This is a genomic window from Caballeronia sp. AZ10_KS36 (genome assembly GCF_023631105.1).
Lineage (GTDB): Bacteria > Pseudomonadota > Gammaproteobacteria > Burkholderiales > Burkholderiaceae > Caballeronia.
Window position 1 is genome coordinate 226,031 of the sequence record NZ_JALQDQ010000037.1, and the last position, 12,962, is coordinate 238,992.

Below are 12,962 nucleotides of genomic sequence, written 5' to 3' on the forward strand. Positions count from 1 at the left end.
GTTTAGGTATCCTGTATTGTTTCGCGCGTCGCTTCGAAGCCGATCAGCCGCTCGTACAGCACGCGATATGCGCCGACCATCCGCTCCTGCGTGTAGAAGCGTTCCACTCGCGCGATGCCGGCCGCCTGCGCTGCGCGCCAGTTGTTCTCGTCGAGCAGATCGAGCGCGGCGTCGGCGAGCGCGCGCGGATCGGCGATCTGCACCACGCGGCCCGCTGCGCCGAGCGCGGCGTCTTCGCCGGGCAGGCCGTAGATCAGTTGACGGCAGGAGCCGACGTCCGTCGTCACCGAAGGCACGCCCGCCGCGAAGCCTTCGAGCACCACGAGCGGCAGCGCCTCGGAGATGGAACTGAGCACCAGCACGCCGCATTTCGGCAGCAGTTCTTCGATCTTCTGAAAGCCGAGAAACTTCACCTTGCCTTCGAGCCCGAGACTTTCGACGAGGCTGCGGCATTCCTTCGCGTATTCGACGTCCTCGTCTTCTGGTCCCGCGATCCACGCCTCCGCGAGCGGCTCCTTGCGCACCACGGTCAGCATCGCGCGAATGAAGGTCTTGATGTCCTTGATCGGCACGACGCGCCCGATCAGGCACAGCGTCTTCGGCACGCCCGGCGCGCGCTTTTCGCGCAGCGGCGCGAGTCGCGGCAGGTTGACGCCGTTCGGAATGCTCGCCGTCCTTTGCGCGGGCGCACCGTCGGCCACTTGCCGCTGGCGATTGCCTTCGTAGAGCGCGATGATGTCGTCCGCGGCGTCGTAGCACACGCGCCCGAGCGTTTCGAAGAAGCGCACCCACAGATCGCGGAAGTAGCCGACTTGCGACACGTCGCGCTCGAAGATGCTGCGGTTGTCGCGTATCCACTGGCTCTGAAACAGGTCGATCTTGCGTTCCTTCGTATAGATGCCGTGCTCCGACACGAGCAGCGGCCGCCCCGTGCGATAGTGCGCGAGCGCGCCGAGAAAGCCCGCATAGCCGGTGGATACCGTGTGGTAGACGCCCGCATCCGGCAGACCCTCGGCAATGCGCGCGAGCAGCCAGAGCGGCTTGTGCATCACGCGCACGGTCCAGAAATAATCGACGAACGAAGGGTCGGTGCATCGCTCGCGATACTGCTCCGTCACGTAGTTCCACGCCTCGCGCGAGTAGAGGAATTCGCTCTCGGAGAGACGGCCGTCCGGCGCGAGGTCTTTCAGCATGTCGCGCAGCATGGAGCCGGCCGCGGCGCGCATCGCGGGATTGCGCATGGCTTCGTGCAGATCCGCCGATTGCGCGAAGGCCGCGCGATCGCCGCGGCGCTTCGCCACTTCGGGGTTCGCGGTGAAGTCGTAGAGAAAGTGGTTCTCCTGATGCACGACGTTCTCCGGCAGCGCATACGAAGCCTTCGGATAATCCTGCGGACGGCTGCCGAGAAAGCACAGCGCGAAGCTCAGGTCCGGAAACGCGCGGATCATCTGATTGACCCAGCTCGACACGCCGCCGCTCACATATGGGAACGTGCCTTCGAGCAGCAGCACGACGTCTGCGCGCGGCGCCTTCGGCAGTGTCGTCGTCAACGCGGGCCACGATTCATGCGGAATATCGGCGATGTTTGCGTTCATGAGACGCCTTTGCGCAGCGTGGCGAGCGAGCCGCGCCAGTAATCGAGTACGGGCTTCATGACGGGCAGGACCGCGGACGGGCTCATTTGTCCGAGAAGCGTCTTGACGCGGGCGAAGTCGCCGCGCAGATACGCGGCTTCGGCCAGATAAGGCAGCATGCGGTCGCGCGCGAAGCCGTGTTGAATCGCGCGTTCGAGCAGCATGTCGGCGGCGTCGAGGTCGCCGCGATCCAGCGCGAGCCGTCCGCGCATGCGCCACAGGGCCGCGTCCGCCGGTTCGATATCGAGCGCGGCGGCGGCGTAGGCATCGGCCTGATCCGCCGCGTTGCGATACACGTCGCCCTGCACGAGATGCGCATAGATCAGTTCGCCATAAAGCTCGGCGAGCGTCTTGTTCACTTCGTAACGCTCGCGCGGCGTGAGCGGTTCAGACAGGCGAGGGCGTTGCGCGAGAATGCGCTGCGTGAGGCGCTTCTCCTGGCTGTCGAGCATGCCGTAGGCGAGCAGGCGAATATCGTCGAGCGGATCGGCGAGCATGCCGCGCAACAGTGGACTGATGGTGTGCGCGGGCATCGACTGCATGGCGAGCAGCGCCGTCATGCGCAAGGACGTCGCCGCTTCCGCGTTCTGCAACTCGGCCTTGAGGCGCGCGCCGCGTCCGTAAGACACATGCGGAATCAGATGCGTCGCGAACTCGGGCTCTTCGATATAGGCGATGCCTTTCGCCGTCACGCGGCGCGGCAACGCGAGCGCGAGCACCATCGCGCCGACCGAGACCAGCGCGCCGCCGACCGGCACGGCGAACACGAAGAACCACAGATAGCACCACGTGCCCTTCGAGCGATAGCGCGCGGGCAGCGTTCGCCAGCACGCGAACGCGAGGAGCGTGGCCGCCACGGCCTGCGCGGCGAGGCAGACGAGCAGCACGCGCGTCGGCGGCGCGGCGCGCGAGGCGAGCACGAACATGCCGATCTGCACCGCGACGCCGAGCAGCGCGGCCAGCCACGCGAGCCACGCCAGCCACGCCGTTGGGCGATGGATCGTGCGCTCACGCGTCGGCATGACAAAGCCTCAGGAAGTGATGCAGCGCGTCGATCGGCGAATCGGCCGAAAGGCGCATGGAATGGGTCGCGACGCCGGCCGATTCGAAGTCCGTGCCGAACTGCGCGCGCAGGTTCTCTTCGATGCGCAGCAGATAGCCCGCGACCGCGCTTTCGCCCGAGAGCGGCATCAGCGTGAGCACGACGCGCTGTGTCGGCGTGACGATGGGCCATTGCGCATCCAGCGAGCGCCGCAGCCGCAGCACGTGTTCGTGCAGCGAGACGCCGAACTCGCTCGCGTCGAAGACGAGCGCCACGAGCGACGACTCCACGCCCGTATCGCGCAACAGACGCACGAGGCGCGCGTAATCCAGCGCGAAGTCGTACGGACAGCGCGGGAACGCCTGCAACACCGAACGGCTGATTTCGGCGTGGCGCACGCTGTCCGCGTAGTAGCCGCCGAGTACGAGCAGAAACTGGAGGTTGTCGCGCGTCATCGCGAGAAACGGCATGCGCTCGACGACGAGCAGCGCGACGTGCCGGCCGCCTGCATCGACGAGCGGCGCGACGGCGCGGTATCGCGTGTTCGCTTCCGCGCCCGCGCCACCCGATGCGGCGCTCGATTCCGGATGCGTGAGCGCGAGTGTTTCGCGCGCCTCGGCGACGAGCGGATCGGCGAGATCGAGCGTGAAAGGCTCGCCGACGCTCGCCACGGGCGTCGTCTGCACCGTGTTGCCGTTCCAGACGAAGAGGCTCGCCGTTTCGAGCTGACACGCCTGCGCGGCCGTCTTCAGAAAGCGCGCCGCGCCGATGAGCGGGCCGTCGTCCTCGTCGTTGAGCGCGAGCGTGCGCAGGCGCGCGAGCGAATCGCGCAGCGTGGCGGGACGCGCGAGCACATCCTGTTCGAGCCGTTCATGCGACAGCCGCAGCAGAAACTGGTTCTTCGTGAGAATGGAAAGACGCTCGGCGAGATAGTCGTTGGCGATGCGCGCCTGCCGCTGACGGCCGATCCAGATATCGCCGAACTGGCCGCATAGAAGCGTCAGCACGAATCCGCCGAAGAAGAAGCTGCCGGGAAAGACCGCGTGCGGATGCGGCGGTCCGGCCGCGTCCGACACATACCACGCGAGCAGCAGCATGAGGGCGCTCGCCATGCCGGCGAGCGTGCCGTAGCGCAGCGCGAAGACGACCGGCAGCAGCCACACCCAGCCGAAGCCCGTGCGCACGAGCAGCGGATCGGCGGGATCGACGAACCAGCAGACGCCCGCCATGACGACGGTCGCGACGGCGACTTCCATCGCGATGAACGCCGCCCGCCTGCCCGACATGCCCGAAGGCGCGATGACGCGCGCCCACGGCATGTCGCGCGAGACCGACTGTCCGCTTTGCGCCGCGCGTTGCCGTCGCGGGAGCGCCGCGCCGCCCGGCTTGGCGGATGCCTGCGGTTTGCCGTCCACGGTACCCATGGCGTTACTTCGTCAATGCGCCGAGCAGCTCTTTTTCGAGCTTCTGCGCGACGCCCGAGAGCGCGTCGCGGCTCCATCCGGTGCGGCTGCCAGCGGCGCTCCAGACGACCTTGCCGCTTGCGACATCGACGACATCGAAGGTCAGGCCCACGGCGGGCTCGCCATCGACGCCGACCTTGTAGCGCCATTCCGTCACCGTGCCGGTCAACGCGTAGCGCACGTTCTGCGAGCGCGCCCACGCGAGCGCCTTCGTGTCGATGCCGGGCTTCGCGGTATCAAAGAGCGTTTCCTCGTCGCCGCTATCCGGATAGCGCGTGAGCGCCACGCCGCCCGACGTCAGCAGACTCTGCGCGATGGCCGACGCGCGCAGTCCCGCCTGCGGCGTTTCCGTGCGATTGGTGATCGGCAGCACGGTCCAGCTCGCGTGCTTGTCGAGCGCGGCGCTGGCGTTGTCGCTGCGATCCACCACTGCGCAGGCGTTCAGCGCGAGCGCGACCCACACGCTGCTCAAGAGGCCCGCCCATCGTTCGAATTGTCGTGTCGTTTTCATGTGTGCTCCGCTTGCCTCGTTTTTTCGATGCCCGTGACGCGACCGCGCGGCTAATACAGCCAGCGATAGCGCACGCCGTACTCCGTGAAAGCCTGCGTGCGGCCGGACGTGACCCCGGCGTGCTCGTAATACATGGTCGCCTGATCGTTGCCGAAGACGCTGCCCGCCAGTCCGACGCGCACTTGCGCCGTCCAGCCCTGATTCGAATCGTGGATCGGCCCGGCGGCGAAGAACGGCCGCCACGCGCGCGTGTAGCCTTCTTCGAGATCGTCGCCGAACGAAAACAGCAGGCCTTCCTGCGTGAAGGTCTGCGGCATGAACTGCTGCGCGATGAGCGGCGCGCCCGCCGGCAACAGCCGCGCGAGTTGTCCGCCCGGATTGCCGGACGCACTGTACTGCCCGTGCGTGAGCACGGCGCGCACGGTGTAGTCCGGGTAGTCGACGCGCAGCTTGTAGCCCGCGTTGAAATCCGCGACGGCGCCCGTGCCGAGGAACGACTTGTCCTGTCCGTAGAAGCGCGCATATTCCACGCGCCCGCCCGCGAACACGTGCGGGTCGGGCCGATAATTCACGCCCACGCTCGCCAGATGTTTCACGCCGCCGACGATCAGCTGGCTCGTTTCGGTCGCCGTCTGATTGAAGCCGAGCGCGTAGTTGAAGCTCAGGTTCTGCTGCTCGAAAAGCGTGCCGTCGAGCCGGAAGGTCGTGAAGTCGCCGAGCGCGTTGCGCCTGCCGATTCTCACGCGCTCGGTGTCGTCGAGGCCGAGGTGCCGCCACGCGACCGACAACTGGCGGTCGTGGCGCGGCACGTTCGGCAATGACGTGTCGCCGTGCTGATTGCGCTCGGCGTAATCGAGCGCGAGCGATTGCGTCGGCGACAACCGCAAGCCCGCGCCGATGCCCGCCTCCGTGTACGACAGCCCGCCTTGCTCGACCACGCGAAAACGCGGCGCAATGGCCTGCGCGTTGCGCAGCAACTGCTCGCGCAGAATCTGATTGACGATTTCGTCGTCGGGCAGCGCGAACTGCTGCTCGTATGCATGCGTCTGCACGTCGCCGAAACGTCCGGTCGTCGCTTCGGCGTCGAGGCGGTTCTGGCGCGGAATCCAGTCGGCTTCGGTATCGAGCAGGCGATTCAGCGTCGCGCGGTCGTGCTCGGCCAGCGCGATGGTCACTTCCGCATACACCGGACGCGTCGCGCTGTCGATGTACTGGCGCAGCAGCCACAGACTTTCGGCGTCGTAGGCGTCGTGCGATTGCAGCCAGCCGAGCGCGGCCTCGCGCGCCACCGCCGAGTAGACGCGCCGCCGCTTCTCCTCGCGATGCGCGACGCCTTGCATCGCGTCGTCGGTGAAGGCGAAGGGCGGTGGCGCGGGTTCGTCGCCTGCACTGTCGCCGCCATCGGCGCGCAGCAGTTCGATCAGCACTTGCCGCGATGCGTCGCCGCCCGCGAACTGGTCCGTGAGGCCGACCATGCGCGCGCGCAGGTCTTCGCGCTGCTCGTCGTCGAGCGTCACCGGCTGTTTGCCCGCCGCGCGCTGCGCCATCTGCTTTTTCCACACGGCGTTGCGCACGCGCCAGGCGTCGTCGATGCGGCCGTTCAATTCGAGCGCGTCCGCATAGCCCAGCGCCCACAGCGGGTCGTCGCGGCGCGAGGCGGCTTCCTTGTGCATCATGGAGAGCGCGCCGCGTGCGTCGCCCAGACGCAGATACGACGCCGCGTACGGCGCCCAGAGCGCGCTGTCGCGCTCGGCATCGCGCGCGTGGCGGGCGAGGGCCGCGCGCAGTTCCGCATTGCTGCCGCGTTCGTTGAGCGCCCAGATGAGCGCGGCGCGGGCCTCGTCGTCGCCCGGAGCAAGCGCGGCGGCGGCGCGCGTGTCGGCGAGCGCGCCGTCCGGATCGCCCGCGCGGCGCAGGTATTGCGCGCGAGCGAGCAAGAAGCGCGGCGAGCGCTCGGCTGCGGCGAGCGACGCCGGATCGAGCGAGCCGAGCAACGCGCGGATGCGGCCCGTCGCGCGCGCCCGCAGATAGTCGTAGACGGCGAGTTCGAGCAGGCGCTCGTTGCCCGTCTTGCGATACGCGAACTCCGCGATGCGGCCCGCTTCGAGCGGCTGATCGTCGTACGCCGAAACCATCGCGGTGAGATCGTCGGGCGTCGCCACGCCCGCTTGCACCAGCTTGCCGTAGCCTTCGCGCGCCTTGCCGTCCTGCTGATCGACGGTCGCGAGCATCGCGTAGAAGCGCCAGAAGTCGGCATCCGATGCAGGGGCGCGGCTCTTTGCCGAATCGAGCACGGCGAGCGAGCGGTCGAACTGGGTGCGCGTGTAGTACATCAGGCTCAGTTTGAGCGCGTAGGCCGAATCGGGTCCGAACTCGCGCATCAGGCGCTCGTAGGTCGCGATGGCGAGGTCGTTGTCGCCTTTGCGTTCGGCGAGCCGGGCGTAGCGTTCCAGCACCGGCCGGCGATAGGCGCCGTTCGCGCGGGCTTGCAGGAAGCGCAGCGCGGCGTTGGGATCGGCCTGCGCTTCGTACGCGCTCACCACGCGGTCGAGCTGCTTCATGTCGCCCGGCGCGCGGTCCGATTCGTGGATGGCGGCGGCGAGCATCGCTTCGTTGTCGCCGAGCGCGGGCGCTAGGCGCTGGACCTGCTTCCAGTCGCGCTCGTCGTTGCGCGTGCGGGCCAGCGCGAGGTAGTTGGCGAGCGCGACATCGGGCGCGTGATTCCACTCGGCGACTTGAGCTAGCCGCTCGCGCCATTCGGTCGATGCCGGGTCGCGCTTCACTGCGTCCTGCGCGACGCGCTGGGCGCTTGCTAGATCGCCGTTGGCAAGGAAGACTTTGAAGCCGAGTTCGTAGTCCGACGCTTCGATGGGCGCGGACGGTTCCTGATTCGCCACGCGGAGGATCGAGAAGGCGTCGCGGGGGCGGAGCACGGCGGGGATCGCGTGGGCGCGGCCGGTCATGCAGGCGCGTGCGCACAGGAGAGTCTTGTGCTTTGCTGCGCTTATCGCAGGCGACGCGCTCACGACGTAGCTTGCGCGCACCGCGCTCGGAGTGTTCCTCGCGCTCGCCGCGTTACCGGCGCTCACCGCGCTTTTCGCGCTCGCCGCCTTCACCACGCTCGCTGCGTTCGCCGTGCTCGCGGCCTTGCCCGCCGTTCCCGCTTTCACCACGCTCCGAGCGCTCCTTGCGCTTGCTGCATTCCCCGCGATCGCCGCGTTCTCGACAGTCCCCGCGTTCGCCGCGCTTATCACGCTCGCCGGGATTGCCGCGGGCGCAGCGCTCCCCTCAATCACTGAATTTTCTTTGCTGTTCGCGTTCACCACTCTCGTAGCGCTAACTGCGCTCGCGGCACTGGCCGCGCTCCCGACAGTCCCCGCGTTCGCCACGCTCGCCATGCTCACCCCGTTCGCCGGGACTACAACGGGCAGAGCGCTCCCCGCGATTACCGCATCCCTCACGCCCTCACCCGACACGAACGCCTCGCTCCCCCGACGCCACCCCACGAACCTCGCCCCTCCGTCCCCCCGCTCGCGCGACGACATGTCGAGCAGGCGTCGCGCGTAGCGGTCCGCGATATCCGGCCGGCCCGCCGAGAGCGCGAGCCGCGTCAGATAGCGCAGCGTCTCGCGGTCGCGCGCGAGGGAACCAAGATGCGCGTCGGCGGCGGCCAACGCATCGGCGGGACGGTTGGCCGACTGCAAGGCCTGCAACGCCGACAGAAAGAGGCGCCGCTCGTCGTCGCGCGTCGCGGCGTGAGCCTGCGCCGCGAAGAACGCATCGGCGGCACCGGCGTAGTCGCCCGCGGCGAGCTTCAGTCGCGCGCCCTCTGCGAGCCAGCGCGGCGCTTGCGCCGGCTCCATCTGCGCAAGCCGATCGTAGTAGCGCCCGGCGAGCGCGCTGTCGTTCAGCGCGCGCGCCTTCTTCGCGTAAGTTTCGATCTGCGCGGCATCCCACGGCTTGTCGAGCGCCTCGGCGAGCAGCGCGTCGAGTTCCGCAAGCCGCGCCGCGCGGGCCGCATCGCCCGGCTTGAGCGCATAAGCCTGCGTCTCGGCGAGGTCGATGCGCGTGCGCAGCGCGCTCGACTGCGCCTGCGGATCGGACGAAACGGACAGGCGGCGCAGCATCTTCTGCGCATCCGCGATGCGCTGCGCCTTCAAATACTCCTGCGTCAGCTCGGTCAGCACTTCGGCGTTGTCCGGCTCGATGCGCAGCCACGCTTCGAGATACGCGACGGTCAGCGTATCGACCTGGCGGCCCTCGAGCAGCCGCTCTTCGAGCCGCTCACGAGGAAACGCGAGCACGAGCATGAGCCCGACCAGCAGCCCGAAAGCCGCGACGACGAACGGCGAGAAAAGCCGCTGGCGGTCAGGTTGCGCAGACGACATCGACATGAACGGAATTCGTTGCGTGAGCGGAGCCGGACGGCGAATACACGCGCCGTCCCTGCGCCATGCCGGGCGCGAGCGGGCGGCCATCCGCCTTCACGATGCAAGCGTTCGCGCGCGCCTCGCCGCCGATGGCGAAGCGCGGCGCGACGTGCGACGCGAGATCCAACGAGAAGCCTCGCGGCGTGCGCGCGAAGTGATCGATCACGCCGTTGGCTTCCGCGAGATACGGCAGCTTGGCGGCGTGCGCGGCATCGATCACGCGAAAGCGCGCGTCGGCGCCCGTCAGATGCACATACACGCCGCCCGGTCCCGGCAGATAGCCCGCCACGCCTTCGGCGCTCGCAAGATCGGGCGCGCGTCCCTCGGGCAGCCGCACGGTGCGCAGCGCGCCGCTGCCGTGGATGCGCCAGAAGTCGCCATCGCGCGATATGTTCATGCGCTCGAAGTCCAGCACCTTTTGCGCGTATTCGGAGACGTAGACAGGCATCAGCGGTTGCGCCGACAGCGTGCGATACACATCCGACAACGCCTTCACCGACGCGTACTTGGTGCCCGAGAACATGTGGTAATAGACATCGACCGGCTTGAAGCGGATAGGGCGCTCGGTCATGTCGAACGTCTCCAGCACGCGTTCGTAACCGTAGTACGGACCCTGCCAGAGCGCGGTGTACGCCTCCTCGTTCTGGTTCGGCGCGAACACCTGAAAGAAGCCGTTCTTGTCCACGCCGAGCGGCGCGATGGCGGCCCAGCTCGGATAGCGTTTCGTGATGAGCGTGTCGCCGCCGTTCATGTTGTAGACGCCCGCGTTGTCCGCCGCCTCGATGACCGGCGCGGGCACCTGACAGTCGCCGCTCCACAGCAGCACTTTCACGCGCTTGCCGGCGGGCGCGAGCCGGTCGATATAGCGAATCGACCCGCCGATCTCGCGGTCGGTGTCGTACCGGTAGCCAGGAATATCGATGGACAGGCCGTTGTAGTTCGCGCGGCTGCCACCCTCGGCCGTGTCGGTGTCGCCGCCGGACTTGCCGAGGCCGGTCACGCGCATCCACTGCAACGGATGCGTGTACGTGTGGCTCGCCATCTCCACGTTCGGCAGCGCGAAGATCTCCCGCGCAATCGCTCGCAGGCGCGGCGCATCCTTCGGGTACGGACCGTCGTCGGAGATTTCGCCTTCGATGACGGAGACGGTCGTCGGCAGACCGAACTGACGGATGACGTTGTAGAGCGCATCGCCGGAATACTGCGGCGGGGCAGACGTCGAGACCTTCATCGGCCCGCCGTTCACGTCGAATTCGGCGCGCGAGGCGAGGCCGTCGCCGTCAATATGCGTCATCAGAAGACGCCGGCCGTTCTCCGTCGTGGGATCGGGCGCGGGCATGTCGTCGGGCAGGCGCAGCGCCGCGCGAAAGAAGCGTATCGGTTGCAGCACCCAGCGCGCTTCGTTCGACATCGGCATGTCGAAAACGGCGAACGGGCGCATCGCGTAGCCGCCCCACGGCGTGATCGCGGCGGCGTCGATGGCGAAGTCGTTGCCCGCATCGGCCGATGCGAGCCTGAGCAGCGAATGGCTGCGCGGGCCGGCGCGCACGTTGGTCGTATCGTGCGGATCGGGCTGCGGCTTCATCTCGAAGCCCATCATCGACGCGTCCATCGACTCGACGCGCAAACGATTGCCCGGCCGGCCCGCGACGGGCACGAGATCGAGCTTCTGCGCGAGGTCGCCGTGTATGTCGATGCCGAATGTCGTCAGCATCGCGACGGGCACGCGATGATCGACCTGCGTTTCGAGCCAGTCGTGAAACGCCGCGCGATTCGGCGCGGGCGAGTCCAGCCACATGACGATGCCCGCGTACCGGCCCGACAAGTCGCCCTCGGGCAGCGGCTTCGCAATATCCGCGAACTCGACGCGGTAGCCGAGCCAGTTGAGCGGCATCGAAACGTAACGCACGCCGGCGGTCACGTTGAGGCTCGCGCCGGGCCGCACGTTCTGCACCACGAGGATCGTGCGCGGGACGTTGCGCCGGTTGGCGGCATCGGATGTGAGCGGCGCGGCGCTTTCGCCCGTCGCCGATGGCGCGCGTGCCGGGCCGGTGCCGACGGTTTGCAAAGCGCCGTCGGTGACATAAGGAATGATGCCCTGCGCGCTGATGTTGCGGATCGCGTCGTTGGTGCAGGCGCGGTCCGAAGGCGGGCAGTAGTCGATGGACAGCACCGGCAGGCCGTATCGCTCGCGCAATGGCCGGGCTTGCGCCAGCAGCCAGTCGCGGTCCGCTTCGGGTACCGCGACGTAACGCTTCTTCGCCTGATTCCATCCGCGATACAGCGATTCGAACGCGACCGCATAGGCCAGATCGTGCACGTCGGGCATCAGCTCGAAGCCGCGATTGAAAATGAGCCGCGCCTCGGGATAACGCGCCTTCAGCGCGCGAATGACGGCGACGAGTCCCGCTTGCTGGCGGGAGCGCTCGTCGTCGGTCGTGGCGATCGTTTGATACGAGTCGAGCGTGTCGAGAAAGAAGCCGCGATAGCCCTTGTCCCACAGCGGCGCGATGACGTGCTGAACGAAGAACTGCGGCCATCCGGGCGCGGTCTGGTCGATGACGCGCGACGCCCACGCCGCATTGCTGCCCTTGAGCCACGCCGGCGGCATGTCCTTGAAGTACGCGCGCGAAGGCGTCACTTCGCCGACGCTCACGTAGGCGAGCCACTTCGACGGGCCGGAAGCCGGCGCGTGCGCGGCGGGATCGAAGCCGCTGTCCGGTTCGACGACGACGTGGTCGAACGAAGCGAGCTGTCCGACCGGCACCGGCGCGCCATAGAACAACGCGATCGAGGGCATCGCGTCATCGGCGCGCGCACACGCGAACGTCAACGAAGCGGCTACGAGTGCCGCCATCTTGCGCCATAGGCCGCGTCGCACGTCAACGCCAGGCACGCGCATTATGCAGGGCAGGGGCCGGCCCGGTCGGCGGCTCCTCTTATTGCAACGGGCTCGGAGTGAATGTGCGTTGGTTTCGTATCGCTCGGGCCTTCAACGTTTGCATGGAGTCCTGTTCAATGTGTCACGCGGGCGGCGCACTGTAAGGAGCGTCGGCGTCGCACAGATAACGCAGTAACGGGGCGAGTTTGTCCGCGTCCGTCGGCTTGGCGCAGTAGGCATCGAAACCGGCTTGCTTCGCTGCTTGCAGGTCGCCGGGTGTCGAAAGCGCCGAATGGCCCACCAGTACCGGTTGTTCGAGTGTGGTCGATGCGCGCAGGTAGGCGGCGACCTGCAATCCCGACAAATCCGGCATCCAGATGTCCAAGAGCACGATATCGGGCCGCCAGCGTTCCGACGCCTCGATGGCCTGCCGGCCACTATAAACGACTTCGGTCGGAAAGCCATCGATGGCCAGCACCATTCCGATGGCGTCGGCCGTATCGACATAATCGTCGACGACAAGCACGCGAGGCGGCAGCGCGCCATGGCATCGGCGGCGTGTCCAGATCGCACACTTGGGAGAAACTTCAAAATCATCGCGCATTACGCCGCGCCCCACATGTGCGAAAGCCGCGTCGGTCCGGCACGCGGCTCGTTGATCAAGCCCGCATGGCTGCGGGACGGGCGTCTAGCGTTGGTCCTTCTTGAGGTCTTCCTTCACGTCGCCGTACTGCTTGCGGGCTTCGCCTACGCCCTGCTGCACCTGGCCCTTCACTTCCTGGCTGGTGTCGCCTGTCATGTTGCCAACGGCTTCGTTGACGTTCCCCTTCACCTTCTCGGCAGTACCCTTGACCTGGTCCTTGTTCATGGTGTTTCTCCTATCGGTTACGTGGGGGTTGACCACGGTTTTGTATGAGCAAGGATCGGGCCTGTTATTCGTGATGCGCGAAAGCCCGTGCGACATAGGGCGGAGGGGCCTCGAAGCCGGTGGAAACCAGCCG

Annotated in this window: 8 protein-coding genes; all 8 read right to left on the reverse strand. The window is 67.4% G+C overall.

What is annotated here, in order from left to right; genetic code table 11:
- Window positions 1–2: 2 nt before the first annotated feature.
- The 8 genes from pelF to NCR35_RS23560 all read right to left on the reverse strand — a co-directional run bounded on the left by pelF (window position 3) and on the right by NCR35_RS23560 (window position 12,829).
- Window positions 3–1,595, reverse strand: coding sequence for a GT4 family glycosyltransferase PelF (pelF, locus tag NCR35_RS23525; protein WP_250536328.1), 1,593 nt, complete (start codon window positions 1,593–1,595; stop codon window positions 3–5).
- Window positions 1,592–2,656: a tetratricopeptide repeat protein gene (locus NCR35_RS23530; RefSeq protein WP_502801716.1), complete on the reverse strand. Its 1,065-nt coding sequence runs from the start codon at window positions 2,654–2,656 to the stop codon at window positions 1,592–1,594. The genes pelF and NCR35_RS23530 overlap by 4 nt, the downstream gene beginning before the upstream one ends.
- Window positions 2,643–4,100 carry a PelD GGDEF domain-containing protein gene (locus NCR35_RS23535; protein ID WP_250536329.1) on the reverse strand — a complete coding sequence of 486 codons (1,458 nt, stop codon included), beginning with the start codon at window positions 4,098–4,100 and terminating at the stop codon, window positions 2,643–2,645. Before NCR35_RS23535 ends, NCR35_RS23530 begins: the two co-directional genes overlap by 14 nt.
- Window positions 4,101–4,104: 4 nt before the next feature.
- Window positions 4,105–4,650 (reverse strand): penicillin-binding protein activator LpoB, encoded by a 546-nt coding sequence (locus NCR35_RS23540; protein ID WP_244850360.1) that lies wholly within the window; start codon window positions 4,648–4,650, stop codon window positions 4,105–4,107.
- Window positions 4,651–4,700: 50 nt separating this feature from the next.
- Window positions 4,701–9,044 carry a tetratricopeptide repeat protein gene (locus NCR35_RS23545; RefSeq protein ID WP_250536330.1) on the reverse strand — a complete coding sequence of 1,448 codons (4,344 nt, stop codon included), beginning with the start codon at window positions 9,042–9,044 and terminating at the stop codon, window positions 4,701–4,703.
- Window positions 9,019–11,937 carry a bifunctional glycoside hydrolase/polysaccharide deacetylase family protein gene (locus NCR35_RS23550; protein WP_250536331.1) on the reverse strand — a complete coding sequence of 973 codons (2,919 nt, stop codon included), beginning with the start codon at window positions 11,935–11,937 and terminating at the stop codon, window positions 9,019–9,021. The genes NCR35_RS23545 and NCR35_RS23550 overlap by 26 nt, the downstream gene beginning before the upstream one ends.
- A gap of 166 nt (window positions 11,938–12,103) precedes the next feature.
- Window positions 12,104–12,487, reverse strand: coding sequence for a response regulator (locus tag NCR35_RS23555; protein ID WP_250536332.1), 384 nt, complete (start codon window positions 12,485–12,487; stop codon window positions 12,104–12,106).
- Between the two features lie 162 nt (window positions 12,488–12,649).
- The gene (locus tag NCR35_RS23560; protein WP_250536333.1) at window positions 12,650–12,829 is read right to left on the reverse strand and encodes a CsbD family protein; all 180 of its coding nucleotides are present in this window, start codon (window positions 12,827–12,829) and stop codon (window positions 12,650–12,652) included.
- Window positions 12,830–12,962 lie beyond the last annotated feature (133 nt).

What these genes read in the sequence shown, in the direction of transcription:
- pelF (WP_250536328.1), bottom strand. Translation starts at nt 1,595, where the DNA reads ATGAACGCAAACATCGCCGATATTCCGCATGAATCGTGGCCCGCGTTG.
- NCR35_RS23530 (WP_502801716.1), bottom strand. Translation starts at nt 2,656, where the DNA reads ATGCCGACGCGTGAGCGCACGATCCATCGCCCAACGGCGTGGCTGGCG.
- NCR35_RS23535 (WP_250536329.1), bottom strand. Translation starts at nt 4,100, where the DNA reads ATGGGTACCGTGGACGGCAAACCGCAGGCATCCGCCAAGCCGGGCGGC.
- NCR35_RS23540 (WP_244850360.1), bottom strand. Translation starts at nt 4,650, where the DNA reads ATGAAAACGACACGACAATTCGAACGATGGGCGGGCCTCTTGAGCAGC.
- NCR35_RS23545 (WP_250536330.1), bottom strand. Translation starts at nt 9,044, where the DNA reads ATGTCGATGTCGTCTGCGCAACCTGACCGCCAGCGGCTTTTCTCGCCG.
- NCR35_RS23550 (WP_250536331.1), bottom strand. Translation starts at nt 11,937, where the DNA reads ATGGCGGCACTCGTAGCCGCTTCGTTGACGTTCGCGTGTGCGCGCGCC.
- NCR35_RS23560 (WP_250536333.1), bottom strand. Translation starts at nt 12,829, where the DNA reads ATGAACAAGGACCAGGTCAAGGGTACTGCCGAGAAGGTGAAGGGGAAC.